Annotated in this window: 22 protein-coding genes and 1 pseudogene; 9 read left to right on the top strand and 14 right to left on the bottom strand. The window is 48.7% G+C overall.

Features of this window, described 5'->3' with window-relative positions; translation table 11 throughout:
* The coding region (locus BUB44_RS10265) for a transposase domain-containing protein (RefSeq protein ID WP_131821619.1) at positions 1-300 on the top strand (300 nt) is incomplete at its 5' end.
* Here BUB44_RS10265 and BUB44_RS10260 read toward each other — a convergent pair.
* Together BUB44_RS10260 and BUB44_RS10255 are read right to left on the bottom strand one after the other, a co-directional pair.
* Entirely contained in the window at positions 290-631 is a 342-nt protein-coding gene (locus BUB44_RS10260) for a GerAB/ArcD/ProY family transporter (RefSeq protein ID WP_073165946.1), read from the bottom strand. The two genes, BUB44_RS10265 and BUB44_RS10260, sit on opposite strands and share 11 nt — an antisense overlap.
* Before the next feature lie 160 nt (positions 632-791).
* Positions 792-1796 (bottom strand): restriction endonuclease, encoded by a 1005-nt coding sequence (locus BUB44_RS10255; protein WP_073165943.1) that lies wholly within the window; start codon positions 1794-1796, stop codon positions 792-794.
* A gap of 146 nt (positions 1797-1942) precedes the next feature.
* On the opposite strand from BUB44_RS10255, the gene BUB44_RS10250 reads away from it, so the two are divergent.
* The 3 genes from BUB44_RS10250 to BUB44_RS10240 all read left to right on the top strand — a co-directional run bounded on the left by BUB44_RS10250 (position 1943) and on the right by BUB44_RS10240 (position 5255).
* Complete coding sequence (locus tag BUB44_RS10250; protein ID WP_073165940.1) at positions 1943-2497, top strand: NADH-quinone oxidoreductase subunit NuoE family protein; 555 nt, start codon at positions 1943-1945, stop codon at positions 2495-2497.
* Positions 2436-4307, top strand: coding sequence for an NADH-ubiquinone oxidoreductase-F iron-sulfur binding region domain-containing protein (locus BUB44_RS10245; protein WP_423219789.1), 1872 nt, complete (start codon positions 2436-2438; stop codon positions 4305-4307). Before BUB44_RS10250 ends, BUB44_RS10245 begins: the two co-directional genes overlap by 62 nt.
* Before the next feature lie 180 nt (positions 4308-4487).
* A complete protein-coding gene (locus BUB44_RS10240; RefSeq protein ID WP_073165937.1) occupies positions 4488-5255 on the top strand; it encodes a YkgJ family cysteine cluster protein in 768 nt (255 codons plus the stop codon).
* 33 nt (positions 5256-5288) lie between these two features.
* Here the strand turns inward: BUB44_RS10240 and BUB44_RS10235 are convergent, their stop codons facing one another.
* The 6 genes and pseudogenes from BUB44_RS10235 to BUB44_RS10210 form a co-directional block, all read right to left on the bottom strand.
* On the bottom strand, positions 5289-6131 hold the full coding sequence (locus BUB44_RS10235) for a nitrilase family protein (RefSeq protein WP_073165934.1): 843 nt from the start codon (positions 6129-6131) through the stop codon (positions 5289-5291).
* 55 nt (positions 6132-6186) lie between these two features.
* Positions 6187-6567, bottom strand: coding sequence for a DsrE family protein (locus tag BUB44_RS10230; protein WP_242655953.1), 381 nt, complete (start codon positions 6565-6567; stop codon positions 6187-6189).
* A gap of 80 nt (positions 6568-6647) precedes the next feature.
* On the bottom strand, positions 6648-7100 hold the full coding sequence (locus BUB44_RS10225; protein WP_073165931.1) for an N-acetyltransferase: 453 nt from the start codon (positions 7098-7100) through the stop codon (positions 6648-6650).
* Between the two features lie 19 nt (positions 7101-7119).
* A complete protein-coding gene (gene purQ / locus BUB44_RS10220) occupies positions 7120-7899 on the bottom strand; it encodes a phosphoribosylformylglycinamidine synthase I (protein ID WP_034634630.1) in 780 nt (259 codons plus the stop codon).
* The gene (purL, locus tag BUB44_RS10215; RefSeq protein WP_073165927.1) at positions 7899-10763 is read right to left on the bottom strand and encodes a phosphoribosylformylglycinamidine synthase subunit PurL; all 2865 of its coding nucleotides are present in this window, start codon (positions 10761-10763) and stop codon (positions 7899-7901) included. Before purL ends, purQ begins: the two co-directional genes overlap by 1 nt.
* A gap of 119 nt (positions 10764-10882) precedes the next feature.
* Positions 10883-10996, bottom strand: a pseudogene (locus BUB44_RS10210) (universal stress protein); the annotation flags it as partial.
* A 166-nt stretch (positions 10997-11162) separates the two neighbouring features.
* Here BUB44_RS10210 and BUB44_RS15830 point away from each other — a divergent pair.
* The 3 genes from BUB44_RS15830 to rnhA all read left to right on the top strand — a co-directional run bounded on the left by BUB44_RS15830 (position 11163) and on the right by rnhA (position 12546).
* Positions 11163-11486, top strand: coding sequence for a metallophosphoesterase (locus tag BUB44_RS15830; protein WP_242655952.1), 324 nt, complete (start codon positions 11163-11165; stop codon positions 11484-11486).
* Complete coding sequence (gene prpE, locus BUB44_RS10205) at positions 11432-11998, top strand: bis(5'-nucleosyl)-tetraphosphatase PrpE (protein ID WP_242655951.1); 567 nt, start codon at positions 11432-11434, stop codon at positions 11996-11998. The genes BUB44_RS15830 and prpE overlap by 55 nt, the downstream gene beginning before the upstream one ends.
* A gap of 74 nt (positions 11999-12072) precedes the next feature.
* Positions 12073-12546 carry a ribonuclease HI gene (gene rnhA, locus BUB44_RS10200; protein WP_027356339.1) on the top strand — a complete coding sequence of 158 codons (474 nt, stop codon included), beginning with the start codon at positions 12073-12075 and terminating at the stop codon, positions 12544-12546.
* A gap of 226 nt (positions 12547-12772) precedes the next feature.
* Here rnhA and BUB44_RS10195 read toward each other — a convergent pair whose 3' ends face one another.
* From BUB44_RS10195 to BUB44_RS10175, 6 genes are all read right to left on the bottom strand, one after another.
* Positions 12773-13252: a DUF456 domain-containing protein gene (locus BUB44_RS10195; RefSeq protein WP_073165924.1), complete on the bottom strand. Its 480-nt coding sequence runs from the start codon at positions 13250-13252 to the stop codon at positions 12773-12775.
* Positions 13253-13597: 345 nt separating this feature from the next.
* Positions 13598-15592 carry a ferrous iron transport protein B gene (feoB, locus tag BUB44_RS10190; RefSeq protein ID WP_073165921.1) on the bottom strand — a complete coding sequence of 665 codons (1995 nt, stop codon included), beginning with the start codon at positions 15590-15592 and terminating at the stop codon, positions 13598-13600.
* A gap of 2 nt (positions 15593-15594) precedes the next feature.
* Complete coding sequence (locus BUB44_RS10185; protein ID WP_027356342.1) at positions 15595-15816, bottom strand: FeoA family protein; 222 nt, start codon at positions 15814-15816, stop codon at positions 15595-15597.
* Between the two features lie 198 nt (positions 15817-16014).
* Positions 16015-16167, bottom strand: coding sequence for a hypothetical protein (locus tag BUB44_RS15410; protein WP_157832971.1), 153 nt, complete (start codon positions 16165-16167; stop codon positions 16015-16017).
* Between the two features lie 50 nt (positions 16168-16217).
* Positions 16218-16628 (bottom strand): prenylated flavin chaperone LpdD, encoded by a 411-nt coding sequence (gene lpdD / locus BUB44_RS10180; protein ID WP_073165958.1) that lies wholly within the window; start codon positions 16626-16628, stop codon positions 16218-16220.
* A gap of 14 nt (positions 16629-16642) precedes the next feature.
* Positions 16643-17779 carry a class I SAM-dependent methyltransferase gene (locus BUB44_RS10175; protein WP_073165918.1) on the bottom strand — a complete coding sequence of 379 codons (1137 nt, stop codon included), beginning with the start codon at positions 17777-17779 and terminating at the stop codon, positions 16643-16645.
* A gap of 131 nt (positions 17780-17910) precedes the next feature.
* Between BUB44_RS10175 and BUB44_RS10170 the strand changes: the two genes are divergently transcribed.
* Entirely contained in the window at positions 17911-18144 is a 234-nt protein-coding gene (locus tag BUB44_RS10170; protein WP_073165915.1) for a DUF1657 domain-containing protein, read from the top strand.
* Positions 18145-18240: 96 nt separating this feature from the next.
* On the top strand, positions 18241-18687 hold the full coding sequence (locus tag BUB44_RS10165) for a PPC domain-containing DNA-binding protein (protein ID WP_083543199.1): 447 nt from the start codon (positions 18241-18243) through the stop codon (positions 18685-18687).
* The last annotated feature ends 4 nt before the right edge of the window (positions 18688-18691 follow it).

Raw genomic sequence — 18691 nt, 5'->3', positions numbered from 1 at the left:
ATTGCCTTTTTGCAGGATGGGCGCCTGGAACTGGATAACAACCGGAGTGAGCGGTCGATCAAACCCTTTGTCATTGGCCGCAAGAACTGGTTGTTTGCCAATACTCCGCGGGGTGCACGGGCCAGCGCTATTACTTACAGCATCATAGAAACGGCAAAGGAGAATGGGTTGAATCCTTTCCAGTACCTCAGCTATCTTTTTGAAAAACTTCCCAACCTGAACCCTAAAGACAGTAACGCCCTGGATCAGTTACTCCCCTGGTCCGATTCGCTGCCCCCTGTCTGCAGGGCTAATAAATAAGCCAGATTATGTCCCCACCTGATTGCAAGGTGGGGTTTATTTTACGCTTACGTACGATTATTCCGTTAACATGCAAGAAGAAAATTATATAGGATAAGGCGATAATTTTCCCCAACCACGGGCCCAGCAGCGTTTCGGTGTACTGCACAATGGTCTGGCCGGGGAGGCGCTGGCCCAGAGAAGTGATCACCAGAATTACATATAACCCGGGCAGGGTAGATAGAAGAGGGGCCACCCAGGCATCTCTCCCCGCTATAAAGGCGGTAAGCCCGGGTAAAAAAACCAGGGCCGTGGCACCAACCAAATTAATGAGCAGGTATATCATTTGCAACCCAGAAATCTTCCCGGGATCGTGCATCGTAACACCTCGGCAGGTTACATATAGATATTTTTAGTAACTTGCACTAAATCTATGTAAGTTTTTAATCTGCCGGTGCAGTAATGAAAAAGGGCCATCAAACGTGGCCCTTTCAGCTTATCCGGAGTTTTTATTAAGTTTCCTGCAGGAGATCATGGATATCCGGAGGTACTGTTTCCCTTTGACCGAAAACCAGGCAGAGCAGGGCGAGAAAAAGGTTGGCTGCCGCCAGGAAAAGGTAAACCTTACTTACGGAATTACCGGGACCCAGGATGAAATAAAAGATTGTTAACAATGCTCCGGTTAACAGATATAAACGCCCCTTTTTATAATCAATGACCGCTTTTATAAGGGCTTTAAGGGACAACACAAAAGGAGTAACCTCTGTCGTCTCAGTCCGGTCAGCAGGTTGGGTTAGTTTTTCTGCCTGGGCTAGCAGGTACAGCAGTTCCTTTTCCGGCACCAGGGCAATGCGATACTGGTTACGCAGAGAAGCAACCAGCCGCATGGTATCCGGGGCAAATTCACCCGGGGTGATAAGGAGGGCGTACCGGTATCCCTGCTTTTTCATAATCCCCAGCAACTCATGTACTGCAGAAACATCTACCGGTTTCCCAGCGGAGGGTATGAAACTAATGAGTACAGGTATGTTCCGGTAGATTGCCCGGATAACTCCCCCCGGCAATTTAAACTTTTCCTTTTTTCTTTTTGGCGGCTGTGCCTGTTCAAATTGGGACAGTTTATTTAAAAGTGGCCATATAAAAGAAGCCAGCTCTTCAGCATCCTCAAGCTGCTTCAACATCTCCCGGTACCCTTCGACTATGGAGCGAAGCCTCCGGTGAAGATTTTCCTTTTGAAGTCTTTTTTTGTGTATTTTTGCCGCCCCGGGAATAGCAGCAATCATAAAAAACAGGGAGATAAAAAGAGCTGTTTGGGCAGGCCAGAGGACAGTAAAAAAGGCAAAACTTAATAACCCCAGGGAAATTATGGTTATGTAAAAATCAAGCCAGCGGGCAATTTTATTGCGGCTGTCTTCTTTTGGTTTCAAATAATAGCGCAGGAATTCCCCTTGCTGGCGCCTTTTTTGCCACGTCCGGTAGGCCAGGTACAGAACCTGACGGGGAAATTTAATTTTCATGGACAATCCCCCTCGGTGATTGATTATTTATTACAATATGGTTTCCATATTTTAAAATTTTAATTCCTGAAAGAGGTGAATTTATTATTCTCCCCACGGTAAACTATCCTTTTAGGAGTAGATTTTCGAAGGAGGAGGTGATAGCCTTGACGGGAGAGGAAAAAGATTGGGAGGAAAAATACCGGCAGCTGGATGAGGTTATTGAACGTTACGGCCAGCAGGAAGGACAGCTGATCCGCATATTAAAAGAGGCTCAAAATATATTTGGTTACCTGCCGGAGGAAGTGCAAACCTATATTGCAGGTAAACTGAACCTGCCGGTTAGTGAGGTTAACGGTGTTGTTACCTTCTATGCCCTCTTTCACACAGAACCACAGGGGAAATATAGCATTAATATTTGCCTGGGAACTGCCTGCTATGTTCAAGGCGCACAGGGAATTTTCGATGAATTCAGGCGACAGCTAGACCTGCGCGAGGGCAACACGTCCGCAGATGGTTTATTTACAGTGAAAAGTACCCGTTGTGTGGGGGCTTGCGGACTGGCACCGGTTTTGACTGTTGATGATAAAGTGTACGGGAAATTCCGGCGCCAGGATGTAGCCAGGCTACTACAGAAGTACCGGCGCAGGGAGGTGACTGCTGGTGATCAATGGATTGAACGACCTGCTCGCTATCAAGGAGAAACGGCTCCCGGACATTAACGCCCGCAGGGAAAAACCTGGTGCCAGCCCGGAGTGGCAGGTACTGGTTTGTACCGGAACAGGTTGTACCTCTTCAGCAAGCCACCGGGTAAAGGAAGAACTGTTCAGGCAGGTCCAGCTAAAAAAAGCCCCGGCCCGGATTGTTAAAACAGGTTGTTTCGGTTTTTGTAAAATGGGACCACTGGTGGTCATTTACCCCGGACAGACGCTTTATTGCAGGGTTAAGAAAGAAGATGTTGCCGAAATTGTAGAAAAGCATTTACTGGGAGGCCAGGTAGTGGAACGCCTCCTGTATACGGAGCCTGTTTCCGGGGAGAAAAAGTCCCGGCTTTCGGATATCCGCTTTTTCCGCGCCCAATACCGGATAGCATTGCGTAATTGCGGCTTGATTAACCCTGAAGATATTACAGAGTACATAGCATGTGATGGTTACTTTGCCCTGGCCAATGTTTTATTGCACTGGACACCGGCTCAGGTGATAGACACAATTAAAAAATCGGGCTTGCGGGGGCGTGGCGGAGCAGGTTTTCCCACTGGCCGCAAGTGGGAGCTGGCCGCTGCCGCACCGGGACCGGTGAAATACGTGGTTTGTAATGCGGATGAAGGAGATCCAGGCGCATTTATGGACCGGAGTATTCTCGAAGGGGACCCCCATAGTGTACTGGAAGCCATGACCATAGCCGGCTACGCTATTGGAGCCCGGGAAGGTTATATTTATGTCCGGGCAGAATATCCCATCGCCGTAGACCGGCTGGAACGAGCAATTGCCCAGTCCCGGCAGTATGGACTTCTGGGGCGGCGCATATTCAACACTGATTTCAGTTTTGATATTGATATACGTCTGGGAGCCGGTGCCTTTGTCTGCGGCGAGGAAACGGCTCTTCTGCGTTCGGCAACAGGGGAACGTGGGGAACCGCGTCCCCGTCCCCCCTACCCCGCCCAGTGCGGCCTGTGGGGGAAGCCCACCCTGTTAAACAACGTGGAAACCTACGCCAATATTCCTGTGATTATCCGTGAAGGCCCGGACTGGTTTGCTTCAGTAGGTACAGAGAACAGCCGGGGAACAAAGGTTTTTTCCCTGGCCGGCAAGGTTCTAAATACCGGTTTAATTGAAGTACCCATAGGTATTACTCTGCGTACGGTGATTTTTGATATTGGAGGAGGGATTCCTGAAGGACGGCGTTTTAAAGCAGTACAAACCGGTGGTCCTTCGGGAGGTTGTATACCAGAGCGTTACCTGGATACACCCATTGATTATGAATCTCTAAAACAGCTGGGTTCTATGATGGGCTCCGGGGGTATGATTGTTCTGGACGAGACCGATTGCGTTGTGGATATTGCCAAGTTCTATCTACAATTCAGCCAGGATGAGTCATGTGGCCAGTGTACTCCCTGCAGGGTAGGCACAAAGCGTATGCTGGAAATTTTGGAAAGAATCACCCAGGGTAAAGGAACATTAGAAGATCTTGATGAATTAGAGGAGCTTTCCAGAGAGGTAATGGACGCCTCCCTTTGTGGTCTGGGCCAGACCGCACCCAATCCAGTCCTTTCCACTTTAAAATATTTTCGTCAAGAATATGAAGCCCATATCATAGAAAAGCGGTGCCCCGCCGGAGTCTGCCGGGCGCTGGTAGACTACGTGATAGATGAAGAAAAATGCATTGCCTGCGGTTTATGTGCCCGTGAATGTGTTGCTGAAGCGATTATCGGAGAGAAAAAGGGGCAGCCATATTTTATTGACCGGCAGAAGTGTTTGAAATGCGGAGCCTGTCTGGCCCGTTGTCCCAAAGGTGCTATTTATACTGCTTGAGCAAGGAGCAGGTACATTCAATGTGCCTTTCTTTTGTTTTTTTGGCAGAAAAGATTGGCTTGCTAAGGTGGGTGAACAGGGGTTATAATGAGTTAGTCGTAAAAAAACCTGGGATAAGGGTAAGTGTTTAATGGTAATACATGCAGGTAATTTTTATTTAGGGAAGAGGGGATTAATAACATGTCCAAAGAAAAAGTACTGAGCATTGACAGTAAATTTCATTTCTCCTGTCACCCGGGACTTTCTTGCTTTACCCATTGTTGCCGAGATGTGAATATTTACCTTTCACCTTTTGATGTACTGCGCATGCGGAAAAGATTGGGACTTTCCTCCGGGGAGTTTTTGGACCGTTATACTGTTTCCCTTATTGGTGAGGGAACTGGATTACCTGTGGTTCTCCTGAAAATGGACGAAAAGCAGGATAAAAAGTGTCCCTTTGTCACTCCTCAGGGATGCAGTATTTATGAAGACCGCCCCTGGGCCTGCCGTATGTTTCCCCTGGACAAGTGTGCTGAGTATGATCAGTTTACCATTTTAACCGACCCCTCCCGTTGCCGTGGTCTGGACGAGCCTCAAGAACTTTATGTTGAAGATTATCTTAAGGAGCAGGGGTTGCTGGTTTATGAAGAGGTAGAGGCTATTTTCAAACTGGTTTCCAACAGCCCCCGGGTTTTAAGCGAAAAGGTTGTCAATCCACGTATTGTACAGATGTACTATATGGCCTGCTATGATCTGGACAGGTTCAGAAAGTTTATTTTTGAAAGCAGGTTCCTTGATATTTTTGAGGTGGAACCGGAGGTTATTGAACGAATAAAGGATGATGACCTGGAATTGTTACAGTTTGGTTTTAAATGGTTGCAATTCGGTATGGTCATGGGCGATGCTTTAAAAATTAAGGAAGAGGTTCTTCAGGAAGCCAGAAGAAAACAGGCCGTCCAGGGTAGTTAAGGGAAGTAAATTAACCCCGGAAATTTTCCGGGGTTAATTTATCAAACCGGGTTTAACCAGTAACCCGTACAATTCAGGTCTTCTGGATTCCAGGAAAAAACTATGGCGCATGCTGGTGGTATTGTTGTAACGGATGGTATTGATGAGCTTTGAGTCAAGATCAACGACCAGTAATCCTTCTTTTCCCTCAAAATCCTCGGCCACTACATTGCCCTTGGGATCAATAACCAGTGCGCCGCCACAAAATTCCTGATTTTTCCCTGATGGTCCCACCAAGTTACAGGCAGCTATAAATACACTGTTATCATATGCCCGGGCGGAGAGGTATTTAAGCCAGATATCCCGCCGGTCTCCTACCATGGTAGGCGAGGCATGGGGAGCAAAAATAACCTCCGCCCCCTGCAAGGAAAGTACAGTAGTAACCTCAGGAAAATGCAGATCCCAGCAAATCTCCACAGCAAACCGGGCTTTATCCGTTTCAAAAACCGGGAGCTGGTTGCCAGGGGTAAAATAGGGTTTTTCGCTCTTGCCCAGGTGGGTCTTGCGGTATTTATCCAGCCGGCCGTCAGGGTAAGCGATAACCTGGGTGATATAGGGTTTCTCGCAGCCGGACATCTCTGCCAGTCCAGCCAGTATGACCATATTATAGGAACTGGCCAGCCTGCTTAAATAATTTGTGCTTTCTCCCGGGATAGGCTCGGCAAATTCCTGTATTTTTTCCCGGTGATAACCCTGAATGCATAGCTCGGGGAAAAGGATCATTTCCACCTTTTTGCCGGCCGCTTCTTCCACAAAAGCAGCCATCTTCTCCCGATTTTTCCTTACCTCTCCTATGCTTACTTGCATTTGAACCAGGGCAATGCGCAGGTCGTTCATTTTATATTAATCTCCTTGTTACCTGTCTATTTTTGAACCCTGCTGGCTGAGAAAATCAGGGCTTAATGTAAGCATATCCTTGAACTTGCCTGCGTACTATCTCGGTAATGCCTGCGGGAACAACAACTACAAAATCAGGTAATCCCTCTTCATTTATTTCATGCGCAATCAAAGCGTTCCGGCAAGCAATAAATGCAACTCCCACTTTATGCAAGTTCTCCATTTGGCTTATTAAATCCTGCTCACCCGGGTTATAACCGAGTACACCGGAACCATTAGCCAGAACCACGATGCTGGCCCTTTCTGCTCCAACATCACGTAAAAAATTAATAATGTTGGTGATAACCCGGGGCCAGCGTTCCGCCTCGTTAATATGAAAAAGTACCTTCATTTTACTTGATTCTCCTGCATCATTTGGCAGGCCTTTCCCTGACAAAACTTTTCCACCTCCTGTTTTTTACCAACCTCAGCGCCCGGCCTGGCCATAATATATGGAACAGGTGTAAGGTCCAGATCTTACAATTCAAAGATCACTGCTTCTTCTTCACAACTGGGGAATTTGGGGCAGTTTATACATTCTTTCCAGACCTTTTGCGGTAACTTCTCTTTGGCTATGGGTTGAAACCCACATTTGATAAAAAATCCTGCTTGATAGGTAAGGGCAAAAACCCGGGGAAGCCCCAGTTCACGGGCTTCCTCAAGAAAGGATTGAACCAGGCGGCGACCAATACCCCGGCGCGTATAACGGGGATTTACCGCCAGAGCTCGTATTTCCGCCAGGTCTTCCCAAATAATATGGAGAGACCCGGCACCTATAACCTGCCCATTTTCCTCGGCTACGGTAAACTCTCTTACAGCTTCATACAGGGCAGAGCGAGAGCGTGCCAGCATAAGCCCCCGGTCAGCGTAGTAGGTAATTAAGCTGTGTACCGATTCCATATCCGCAATTCTTGCCTTGCGTATGTTCATCCTGTGTTTCTCCTCTATCTTACATTTCCTGAGCAAAGGTCACAGCGTTGCGAAAGATGGGCAGGCCATGAGGTTCACGGAATTGTTGCCGGCGCCAGTTGGGGTGCTGGACAAGGTCCACGAAGCGTTCCGGGTGAGGCATTAATCCCAGTACCCGCCCGCTGGGATCGCAAATGCCGGCTATAGCGTTCAAAGAGCCGTTGGGATTGTCCGGGTAAACGGTGGCAGGCTCGCCGTTACTGGTGGCGTAACGAAAAACCACCTGCCTGCCCTCTTCAATTTTACTTAGGTTCTGGCTATCGGTATAAAATTTGCCTTCACCATGGGCGGCCTGAAAATGAAGTAACCTGCCGGCCAGCCCCCGGGTAAAAATACAGGACGTATTTTCCACCCGGAGATAAACCCAGCGGCATTCAAAGCGCCCGCTATTATTGTGCATAAGGGTGGTTTTGATGTCTCCTATCCTGGCTGCAGGCAGGAGACCGGTGCGGACGAGAACTTGAAATCCATTACAAATTCCCAGCACCGGCTTGCCCCTGTCAACAAATTCCTGTAATTGTTCCTTCAGGAAGGAAGTCAGTTCCACGGCCAGTATTTTACCTGAATGCACGTCATCCCCGTATGAAAAACCACCGGGGATAACCAGAATTTGATACTCGGTGAGCTTTTTCTCCCCTGCCCTGAGTTGATTGACATGCACCAGGTGAGGTTCCCCACCAGCCCGCTCGAAAGCATATGCAGTTTCACGATCGCAATTGGTACCATCGGTACGTAAAATACACACTCGCGGTTTTTTCATTATCCCACCTCCCGGGCTTCGCCAGGGGTACCGAAGATTCGTTCCATGGGTTCCTTCCAGGACCTTTTCAGAGTGGACAAAGCTATCCTGCAAAGATGGTGCCCTTCCTGTTTGATCTCAATTACCGGATTGTCCCGTGTCTGTCCCAGAACCACGTGGGGAAGGCCGGCCAGGACTTTGCCGGGATTTTCCCGGGGGGACATCTCGAGCAAAAAACACCCGCTTGTTTCATTGAACAGGAAATAATCAGGTCTTTCGCCGGCGGGAACATTCAATTCTGCTCCCACCCCGCCCCCAAAGCACATCTCGGCCAGGGCAGCAGCCAGCCCCCCTTCACTAATGTCATGACAGGCCAGAATTTTTCCTTCCTGTATGGCCCTGAATATGCCTTTCCATACCCGGGTTACCGTTTTCAGATCTATCCGGGGAAGGTTTTTGCCAAGGTAACCATATAGATCATAATAAACCGATCCTGCCATTTCGGATAGATTACGCTGGCCTACCAGGACTATCAAATTACCAGTTCCTTTAAAATCTGATGAAATGGTACGTTTTACATCTGGGAGGCGGCCAAAAACAGAAACACAGAGCACGGGCGGAATTTTAATTACCTCTCCATCCTTGCCGCGGTAAGTGCTGGAAAGGCTGTCCTTTCCAGAAATAAAAGGCATCCCGGTGGCACGAACAAAATCAACACACGCATCTACCGCCCTGTCAAGGGCTCCCAGTGACTCTTCATCGGGAAAAGGCCAGATAAAGTTATCAATTAAAACCAGTTCCCCGGGGTTAGCCCCCACGGCTACGGCATTGGAAACTGCTTCCGTTGCCGCCCAGAGGCTTCCATAATAAGGATCTATCTGGTTTAATACCGGGTTCAAACCATGGCTGATTATTACCGCTGCCGGGGAGCCGAGCAGAGGAGTAAGGACTACGGCATCATTGGGACCGTCCTGTTCTACCCCACCGTAGGGGGCAAGGCTGCAGGAACCCTGAACACCGTGATCGTACATACGGACAATTGGTTCCTTGGAACATACATTCAAATGGCTCATTACCCTGCAGTATATATCTTCCAAAGCATCTGGAATCGGCAACTGTGGTTCTTTTAACGCCGGCTGCTGCCAGCGGGCCGGGAGAACCCTTTTGGGCAGGCCGTGATGGAGGAATTCCATGTCTAGATCACAAACGATTTCGTTTTCATATGTTACCACCAGCCTGCGATCGGAGGTGAATTCCGCCAGCACAGTAGCTTCCACATTCAATCCCCGGCAAATCTCCAGCAAGCGCTCCAGATTTCCCGGAGATACGGCGATAATCATGCGTTCCTGGCTTTCAGAAAGCCAGATTTCCCAGGGTCTCAAACCCTGGTATTTTAGAGGTGCTCTTTCCAGCCATACCCTGACCCCTGTTTTTTCGCCCATCTCACCCAGGGCAGAGGAAAACCCTCCTGCACCGCAGTCGGTAATGGCCCTGACGAGACCGGCTTCGCTGGCTGCCAGTATGGCGTCGGCTACACGCTTTTCTTCAATGGGGTGGCCGATCTGGACGGCACTGGCATTTACTTCGGTAGTTCGGTGGGTCATTTCACCGCTGGAAAAGGTTGCGCCGTGAATACCATCCCGACCTGTTCGCCCACCGATAACTACGGCCAGGTCGCCGGGCCGGGGCTGGCCTTTCCGACAGCGCTCAACAGGCAGCATTCCGTAAGCACCAACTATGACCGATGGCTTGGCCCGAAAATCGCGATGAAAATGCACAGAACCGTTATTGGTTGGAATGCCCATACGGTTACCATAGTCCCGTACCCCGGCCACCACCCGGCGCAGCAGGTAATGGGGTGAGAGACAACCCGGCGGAATTTCTTCCCGGGGAGTATCGGGTGGTGCAAAACAAAACATATCTGTGGAAGCTATAACCCGGGCTCCCTGGCCGGTTCCCATGACGTCCCTGAATACTCCACCACTTCCTGTCATGGCACCGCCGTATGGTTCGATGGCGGACGGAGAATTATGGGTTTCCACTTTGCCGCAGATGGCCCAACCGTCATAAAATTCCATCACTCCGGAATTATCCACAAAAGCAGAAAGTACCAGAGGATGATTGGCTGCAAAAGTTGCCTCTTGCAGGCGTTTCAAAAGGGGTTCTTTAACCCTGCCTTCTACCAGGAGACGTGCTTTGAAAGTCTTGTGGCCGCAATGTTCGGACCATGTTTGGGCCAGAGTTTCAATTTCACAGTCCGTAGGATCCCTGCCAATATTTCTAAAGTACTGTTGAATCGTTTTCATTTCTTCCAGGTTAAGGAAAAGTCTGTCGCGACTCAGTTCCATTAGTTCGGCATCGCTCATCCCGCGCAGGGGGATGATTTCGGTTTGTCCCGGGCGGCCCGAAATGAGAAGAGTGGCAGGTTTTTCAGTAACCACCCGTTCTACGGTGGCATTGACCAGCAGTCGTTCAAGGATGACATCAATGTGCTGCGAGTTAATGTCCTGACCGTAAAAGCCATATTCACGGCTGGAATCGGCGGCCACCAGCCCCTCAATTCCCAGGTCCCGGGCAGCTTTCATCAATGATGCGGCCTCAGGATTCATAACCCCTGGTTTATAGGCCACTTCCACTACTACAGGAGCGTCTTTGATGATGGGAGCATTGATGGTATAGTCCTGAAAAACTGCTTCCGCCAGCAGCTTTTCAGCCAGCAGTCGAGCTGCTGACTCATCAATGCCTTCAAAACGATATACCTTGGCTGTACGTACCTTTTGAACCGCATCAATGCCCAGGGCGTGCTTTATTTCATATAAAACCTCCTCACCAGCCGGATCGGTCAGGTAGGGGTGGTTTGCGACCCGAATTTCTACAACAGCCACCTTTATTGCCACCTCCTGGGTGAGAGTTCAGGAAAAAGAAATTTCCCGGCGGCTTGCCGCCGGGAGAATAACTCCCAAAGAAATTTTAGTATACTTGTACTTGAAAAACAAGAGTCTTCTTAACGTACGATAAGCACCGGACAGGGGACATGACGAACCACCCGGTTGCTCACGCTGCCCATTAAGTAACCCCGGATTTTCCCCAGACCACGGCTACCCATGAAAATTATATCGTTGCGGTCCTGGTGAAAAGATAGAAATGTTAACCGCTTTTCAAGTAAAGGGGGAGAAGTATGTTCACCAGGCTGTCCATACCCAGGACCTCCCTGGTGGTTTTATGTGGTTCTGCCGGGTGCGGGAAATCCACCTTTGCCGCCCGCTGGTTTAAGGATACCCAGATTGTTTCCTCGGATCGTTGCCGGGCGGCGGGTCCGGGTGGAGATCGTCCCATTGCCTATAGAATCACCAGCCCGGGGTCCCTTCGATCTCGTTGGCGATGTCCATGGCTGCTTATTGGAGCTGGAAGAACTTCTCACCCGTTTGGGTTACCGGTGTCGGGGCAAAAGCTGGACCCATCCCCGGAAACGAAAGGTAGTATTTCTTGGTGATATCGGTGACCGGGGGCCCTTTAACCTGGCTACCATTAACCTGGTTATTAAGTTATTAATATGGTGGAGTCGGGAGATGCCCTGTATGTACCGGGGAACCACTGTAAAAAATTAGCTGGCTATCTATCCGGTCGCCGGGTGCAGGTCCGTCACGGTTTAGAAAAAACAGCCCGCGAGCTGGAACAGTTAAATCCTGTCGACCGGAATTCTTTTATCCAGCGGTTTTTAAGATTCTATCACCGGGCTGTTCCCTATCTAGTTCTGGATGAAGGCCGGCTGGTTGCAGTGCACGGGGGAATTAAAGAAAAAATGATTGGCCGCCTTTCACCACGGATAGCGGATTTTTGTTTATACGGCGACTCTACCGGCGAAATAACTCCCGATGGTCTGCCCGTGCGACGGGATTGGGCGCGGGAATACCGGGGACAGGCACTGGTGGTTTACGGGCACACTCCTGTACCTCAACCTGTTTTTCGCAATAATACTATTGATATCGACCAGGGCTGCGTAATGGGTGGAAAATTAACCGCCCTTCGTTATCCGGAACGGGAGAACGTACAGGTACCGGCCAGGCAGGTTTATTATGCTCCTGTGAAGAGCGTGACGGGGCGAACGGCGGCAAAATAAATTCTGGCTGACACTGCAACCCCAAAAGTGCTACAATTGTAAGAGTAATTCAGTATAAACGGGGGAAAATATTAATGTCCGATTGGCCGGAAGTGGAGATATATACTGATGGTGCCTGTAGCGGCAATCCCGGCCCCGGTGGTTACGGGGTGATATTACGTTACGGTAGCCATATTAAGGAGCTATCCGGAGGTTATGCTCTAACCACCAACAATCGTATGGAGTTGATGGCCGTAATAGCCGGGTTGAAAGCGTTAAAACGCCCCTGCCGGGTAACCATCTACACGGACAGCAGATATATAGTAGATGCCATGACCCGGGGATGGGTCAGGCGCTGGCAGGCTAACAGCTGGCGGCGGGAGAATGGAGAACCGGCTAAAAATGCTGACCTCTGGGAACAAATACTTCTTCTGGCTGACAGGCATCGAGTGAACTGGGTTTGGGTGAAAGGCCATGCCGATAACGCTTTTAATAATCGCTGTGATCAGCTGGCAGTGGAGGCCAGCCGGCAGCCTTCCCTACCCGTGGATCCCGGTTTTCAAACGTAAGAATATATTCATGAGAGGTGCTTTTGGCAGTGCATCGTGTTTGACGCAAAGGGCAGATAAGCCGGGTGCATTTGCAGCTTAAAGGGGAAAACCCCGGAGAAGAGGAGATGGGGATTAATCAACCCGTTACAGGCCAGGAAACTGGAAATTTTCAATTTAATTCTCTCGGTGGCCCCCTGGATAAAGGGTTTAAGGAAAATTTCCGGCGGGATTAATCGTTTTCTCCTTACCGGATGGCAGAGAAAAACCAAATAATCATACCTATTTCCAGGACCAGCTTGGCTACTGTCCCCCCGGCAAAACCAACCAGGGAGCCCCATCCTGCCAGAAAAGCTTGATTTAAAGACTTGCGAGCAAACAGTTCACCAATTACCGCTCCCGCCAGGGGGCCAAAAACCATGCCGGCTGGACCTAAAATGATTAATCCCAGAATCAACCCCACCATGCTTCCCCATATGGCATAACCAGAACCACCATAGCGGCGTACTGCCCACACTCCAGCCAGGTAATCCAGGACCAGTACCAGGATCATTGCCAGTGTCTGGCCCAGGTAAAAACCCCATTTCAGGGTAGAAAAGCCGGTGATTATACCGTAAATCAACATTCCCAGCCAGATGAGCGGCGCACCTGGTAGAGCCGGTACAATTGTTCCTGCCAGGCCGGCAGCAAAGAAAAGACACGCCAGAATCAAACCCAGAAGAGACATTTTAATCGCCTGCCTTCCACTTCTGATCTTTTAATTTAGTCTTATGTATAACGTATGTTTCGTAACCTGGAAAACTTCCCTGTTAAAAAATCGGAGCCGTTTTAAAACCGGCTCCGGATGCTTTTCAAAATGTTTCCTCCGTCTTTCTTTTTTCTACGGGTACTAAGCATTCCCGGGTACATAATTTGCAGTTGCCCTGGCAATGCGCCCAGGTCCATAAGTAGTGATTACACCGGGGGCAACGGGTAGCATTTATATCAGCTGTTTTATAGCCACAGCAGGGACAATATTCTCTTTTAACCAGCAATTCCCTGACCTCCCTTGCCTACCTCACCTATCGTCAGTTCAGCGGCTTTTATAGCCCTGCTCCGTAATGCTGCTGGTTGTTCTTGTCCGGCGAAGCAAATTACAGGTGACTACTACTATAAGAGTAAATGCTATAAAGAAAAGAATTACCGGTAAGACTTGTGTTTTCCCACTGCCAGGGCTAAAGAGTCGAGCCAGCTGGGCCACCAGTCCACCTACGAGAAATGCCGCTATCCAGCTGCTCCCCCAGATTAGCAGAGCTTCTTTTTTTGTCCGCTCCTTAAAAATTACCAGCACGGAAGCAATGCAGGGCACGAACAGGGTAATGGTGATCAGAGCTACTATAGTTTGAAGCGGAGATAAAGCCAGCTCTGTTAAACCGGCAGCTCCAAAATCACGGCGTACAATTCCCATAATAAAAGCCGTGGCTGCCTCGCGGGGCAGGTTTAGCCATCCTACAGTGAGAGGTGCCAGCAAATTCTGCAAGAATTCCAGAATACCTGTTACCTGAAAGGTACTGATAAGCAGTGCTCCCAGGGCAAAAAGTGGCGCGGCTTCCCTGAGAAAGTGAAATGATTTGGTAAATGTTTTTTTCAATACATTATCTATGCGGGGTAACCTCAGAGGAGGTAAATCGATAAACAGGTCTGCCGATTTACCGGGTAGCAGGGTAGCCAGCAACGTGCCAGCCATTACCAGTACGCTGAAGATGACCAGGGCGTACAGGGCCAGGTAATGCGGTCCCAGAGTAGCCAGCATACCGGCAATGACCCCCAGTTGGGCGGAACACGGTATGGTCAGCCCCAAAAGAAAAATGGCTATTTTCCTTTCCCGTTCGGAGGACAGGAGACGTGTGGTAATGGTGGCCATGGTTACGCAACCGAAACCCAGGATAATGGGAATTACTCCCCGGCCATTAAGACCAATGGAATTTAACAGGCGGTCTACCAGGGTGGCAATACGGGGTAAATATCCGGAGTCTTCGAATAAAGAAAGGAAGAAATAGAATCCTACCACCAGGGGCATTAATAGTCCCAAAAGATAGGTAACTGTCATGGTGAGCAAACCAAATTCGCCAATTAAAATAGTACCCGGGATGGATGACTGGGGTATAAATTGCTCGACAAAATGGCGCACGGCAGGCTCGTACATACCCTGCATAATGGTTTCCTCTGTAAAGCCCACAACGGTGCCTGCAATAAAAATACCAATGGCTTTATACATTGCCCATAGCGTTAGCAACAGTATGGGGATTCCCGTAAGCGGTTTAATCATCAGCCTCCCCAGGGTAACAGCCATACTTGCACCCCGGGAGGTTTCCCTAACCACCTGCTGATATATTGCATTAACCCTTTCTCTCCGGCGGCGGTAAATTTCTTCTTGCCTGGTCCCCGGTTCCAGGTTATAGCGGGCAGCAATTACCGGGTCTCCCTCAAGGATCAATAATGCTTCTCCCCGGTTACCTACCCGGTTAATTAGGGGGTTAAGTTCCTTTTCCACCCCGGGTGTGACATGGCCCGGGCGGGCGGTATAGAGTTCCGCTTTCAGACGTTCAAATCCCTTTCTTTTTACAGCCACCGTAGGGATAACTGGAACCCCCAGCAACTGACTCAGGCGTTCCACATCCACTTCAATACCCATTCTCCTGGCATCGTCTATCATGTTCAGGGCGACAATCACCGGCACCCCGGTGTCAATGATCTGCTGGGTAAGAAAAAGATCCCGCTCCAGATGAACGGCCGAAACCACGTTGAGTACCAGGTCGGCTGAAAGGATAATATCCCGTGCAATGCGTTCCTCATCGTTAAAAGAGGATATACCATAAACTCCCGGTGTATCAATTATTACGTCAGAGCCATAGCGACCCCAGGAAATATCCAGGGTAGTACCCGGGTAATTGGAAACGTCTACATATATACCGGTAAAATGATTAAAGAATACTGACTTTCCTGTATTAGGATTACCGGCCAGGACTATGCGCTTTCCCCCTTCAGGTACATCAATTTTCACACCAGTGCAGCAACCATGAGTCACGATTAAATGCTCCCTTCTACTTCTATCTGCCGGGCTAACCCCCGTCCGATGGCAATCTCCTGATGGTTTTTGCTAATAATTACCGGTCCTCCGGGTATAACTTCACTGCAGGTTACAATTTCCCCCTCAGCAATACCGAAACGCAGTGCCTGTGCCCGGATTGACTCCGAGGGTAAGGATAAAATACGACAACGCTGGCCTCTTTTTATGCGATCAAGGGTCATAAAAGGGTTCCCTCCCGGAGTGGTTAGAAATTTGGGATCATAATTAATGAGAATGAATTTCAATCTAAATACAGTTTAATCTCACTGACTAACCATGTCAAGATATTTATTAATCCACACGCCTGTAAAATTACCGGTGACGGTATATTAAAACGGTATATTAAAAAGGAACGGGGCTTGAACCCCGTTCCATTATTTTTAAAGGTCGTCATCTGCTTCAACACATTCGGTACAGGAGCCAGAAGTAATCGTGTTATCTGCCGGGCAGCCTGCCGAGCCTTCCAGAGCCGGGCAGATAGTATTATCGTTTTCACGCTCTTTAGTGCGACTGGTTTTATCATCACGGAGCATTATTTTTCACCTCCCGGTAAATATTTTGTCCCCGGGAGTACAAAAAAAAGCTAACGAAAGTTGGCATTATTTTTTTCAAAGTTTAATGCGTTTAGTAACTGTTGCATAACCTGCCAGGAATTATCTATTAGGAGATTTATATCTTCTTTTTGCGCATTTTCTACATGAAGTCCAGCAATTGCAACCACCACCTGACCGCTGGCTTTGGCCAGTTTTTCGGCCAGGGGTTTTATTATTTCGTCCTCCTTATGTCCCAGCCTGGGTACTGATATTGAATTACAACTTAATTTTCGAGGTTCAACCATGCTGGGGCGGGGAATGCTCATGACCATTGCACCAATATGGGGCTTTTCCCCGCCCAGGAGAGTAAATATAATGCCGTCGCCAGTAAGGGTTGCCTGGAGCTGCACCCTGTGCTTTCCCTCTCCGGCAATAAAAAAAAGATTTTTAACTCCAGTCATATTAAACCCCTTAATCAATTTTTTCTCTTAACAAAACCTAGTAAGTCAGGCTTCCTAACTCCCTTGGCAAATGCCAGAACCTTAAATACCCGTCCCATTCCTTCGGGTAAAAGTAATTTTTTTACAGCCATGACGGTATGCGTGGCTTTTGCGTCAAAAACGTATTCGGGCTTTGAACGGGGAATGGCTTCCAGAATGCCCAGGTTCAACAAAAAGTCCATTTGCGTGGTGTAACCAACTGGTAGCAGGCCGGCTTCCCGGCCCCAATGCGTCAAAGCGGAAAAATCAACATGGGCGGTTATGTCCTGTTGTCCCACATTATTTAAAGGATTATTATTTAAGCGGTGCTGCCGGTAACAGCGCAGGGTGCCTTCCATGCGGGAAGGGTGGTACAGCTCCGGGGATTCCATACCGTAGTCAATGAGGAGGACAAAACCCTGCTCCAATTTAGTTGCTACTTCCCTTAGCCATTCCCTGGCAGCAAGATTAACTTCAGCCGTCTGGCCAGGCACAAGTTTTATACCGAAAGTCTGAAAGTACTCTTCCAAAAGAGGGGTGGAAAGTTCCCCCTCCACTTCTACAAGCCTTCCCTCATCCCAGTTAACATAAATTTCCTTTAACCCCGAATTGGTTTGGCGCACCCTGTGGACAGGGAAAGCATCCACAAGCTCATTGCCAAAAATGATTCCTTTTATATGGCCGTTATCTCCTGCCTCAGATAGATTGTTTACCCAGGATAATTTTTCTTGCGGGAAAGAGGTCAATAATTCCTTCTGTTTTTTTATCATTTCCGGGCTAGCTTCAATGATGTAGTAATGTAAACCTGTCCAGGCCAGGGGAAAAGATGTGCCCAGGGCTTCCAGGATATGGAGGGCAAGAAGGCCTTTACCCGCTCCCCATTCAACGAGTGCCCAGCTTTGTGGTTTCCCAAGGTATTCCCACATCTGGTAAAACTGCCTGGCCAGCATGGTTCCAAAAAGGGGATGCACATCTGAACTGGTGTAAAAATCTCCCCGGGGGCCAATTTTCTCTCCCGGACTGGTATAATACCCCAAACCCGGATAATAAAGGGCCATTTGCATGAAATCTTTAAAGGTAATGGGTCCTTTTATTTTAATTATTTCCCTTAACTTTTCCACTAAAGGATTCAAATTAACCACCTTTTTTTATCAAATGTCCTATATAGTGCTTATTTACCCATAAAAAATTGGTGATATCTTATTAAAAGTGTGTTCAAACTAGAGCTGTAATGAAAATTTCTTAAAAAGAAGGAGGTAAAATTATGACTGTTGGCGAAAAGATGCATCAAACCCTGGCCTCTTTGGAAAGTGCAGCTGCTAACTTAAAGTCCTTCTCCCTGGACACCCAGGATCAGACGGCCAAACAAATGTTTGCCAGCTATTCCCAGCAGCTGGAGGACATTTGTAAAGGCCTGCGCGGAAGGGTTAATTACATTGAACAGCAGGAGCCACAGTATAAAGTATTGCAACAACAGCAGCAACAAAACCAGCAATAGCCGTACAAGCAAGCAAACTGGGTGGAGGACACGGGTTTTTCCGCGTCCTCCATGTTCTTTAAGTTAAATTAATTCAAGGTGGGAGGATAAGTACCTGTGCTTATACAACCGGTGGGCCGTGGACGCATGCTCATGGGAAGACTGAGTAAGGGAACAGATTTGCTGATATCTCTAACCGAGCTTTGTGTACATGAAAATATCCGGCTGGGGGTGATACGGGCCATAGGAGCAGTTACCCGCGCCCGGCTGGGATTTTACCATCAGGAACAAAGAACTTATAAATACCTGGAGTTCAACAATCCATGTGAAATAATCAGCCTGGAAGGCAATATTTCCCTAAAGGATGGGCAGCCTTTCGTTCATGCTCACATCGCACTGATGTCCGCGGATGGGAGTATGATTGGGGGCCATCTGGCAGAAGGTACGGAGGTCTTCGCCTGTGAATATGTGATTACCGAACTCCTTCATGAACAGGAACGGGATTTTGAACGGGTCTTCGATGAAGCAACAGGGCTGTACCTGTGGCCTATGGACAACCAGTAAAATA

Source organism: Desulfofundulus australicus DSM 11792, from assembly GCF_900129285.1.
Classification (GTDB): domain Bacteria; phylum Bacillota; class Desulfotomaculia; order Desulfotomaculales; family Desulfovirgulaceae; genus Desulfofundulus; species Desulfofundulus australicus.
This window is presented reverse-complemented; position numbering and strand designations above follow the sequence as displayed.

Excerpts from the sequence above, each read along its gene's own strand:
- BUB44_RS10255 (WP_073165943.1), bottom strand. The coding sequence starts at position 1,796 with ATGAAAATTAAATTTCCCCGTCAGGTTCTGTACCTGGCCTACCGGACG.
- BUB44_RS10240 (WP_073165937.1), top strand. The coding sequence starts at position 4,488 with ATGTCCAAAGAAAAAGTACTGAGCATTGACAGTAAATTTCATTTCTCC.
- BUB44_RS10235 (WP_073165934.1), bottom strand. The coding sequence starts at position 6,131 with ATGAACGACCTGCGCATTGCCCTGGTTCAAATGCAAGTAAGCATAGGA.
- BUB44_RS10225 (WP_073165931.1), bottom strand. The coding sequence starts at position 7,100 with ATGAACATACGCAAGGCAAGAATTGCGGATATGGAATCGGTACACAGC.
- purQ (WP_034634630.1), bottom strand. The coding sequence starts at position 7,899 with ATGAAAAAACCGCGAGTGTGTATTTTACGTACCGATGGTACCAATTGC.
- prpE (WP_242655951.1), top strand. The coding sequence starts at position 11,432 with ATGGTGGAGTCGGGAGATGCCCTGTATGTACCGGGGAACCACTGTAAA.
- rnhA (WP_027356339.1), top strand. The coding sequence starts at position 12,073 with ATGTCCGATTGGCCGGAAGTGGAGATATATACTGATGGTGCCTGTAGC.
- BUB44_RS10195 (WP_073165924.1), bottom strand. The coding sequence starts at position 13,252 with ATGTCTCTTCTGGGTTTGATTCTGGCGTGTCTTTTCTTTGCTGCCGGC.
- BUB44_RS10185 (WP_027356342.1), bottom strand. The coding sequence starts at position 15,816 with ATGACCCTTGATCGCATAAAAAGAGGCCAGCGTTGTCGTATTTTATCC.
- BUB44_RS15410 (WP_157832971.1), bottom strand. The coding sequence starts at position 16,167 with ATGCTCCGTGATGATAAAACCAGTCGCACTAAAGAGCGTGAAAACGAT.
- lpdD (WP_073165958.1), bottom strand. The coding sequence starts at position 16,628 with ATGACTGGAGTTAAAAATCTTTTTTTTATTGCCGGAGAGGGAAAGCAC.
- BUB44_RS10170 (WP_073165915.1), top strand. The coding sequence starts at position 17,911 with ATGACTGTTGGCGAAAAGATGCATCAAACCCTGGCCTCTTTGGAAAGT.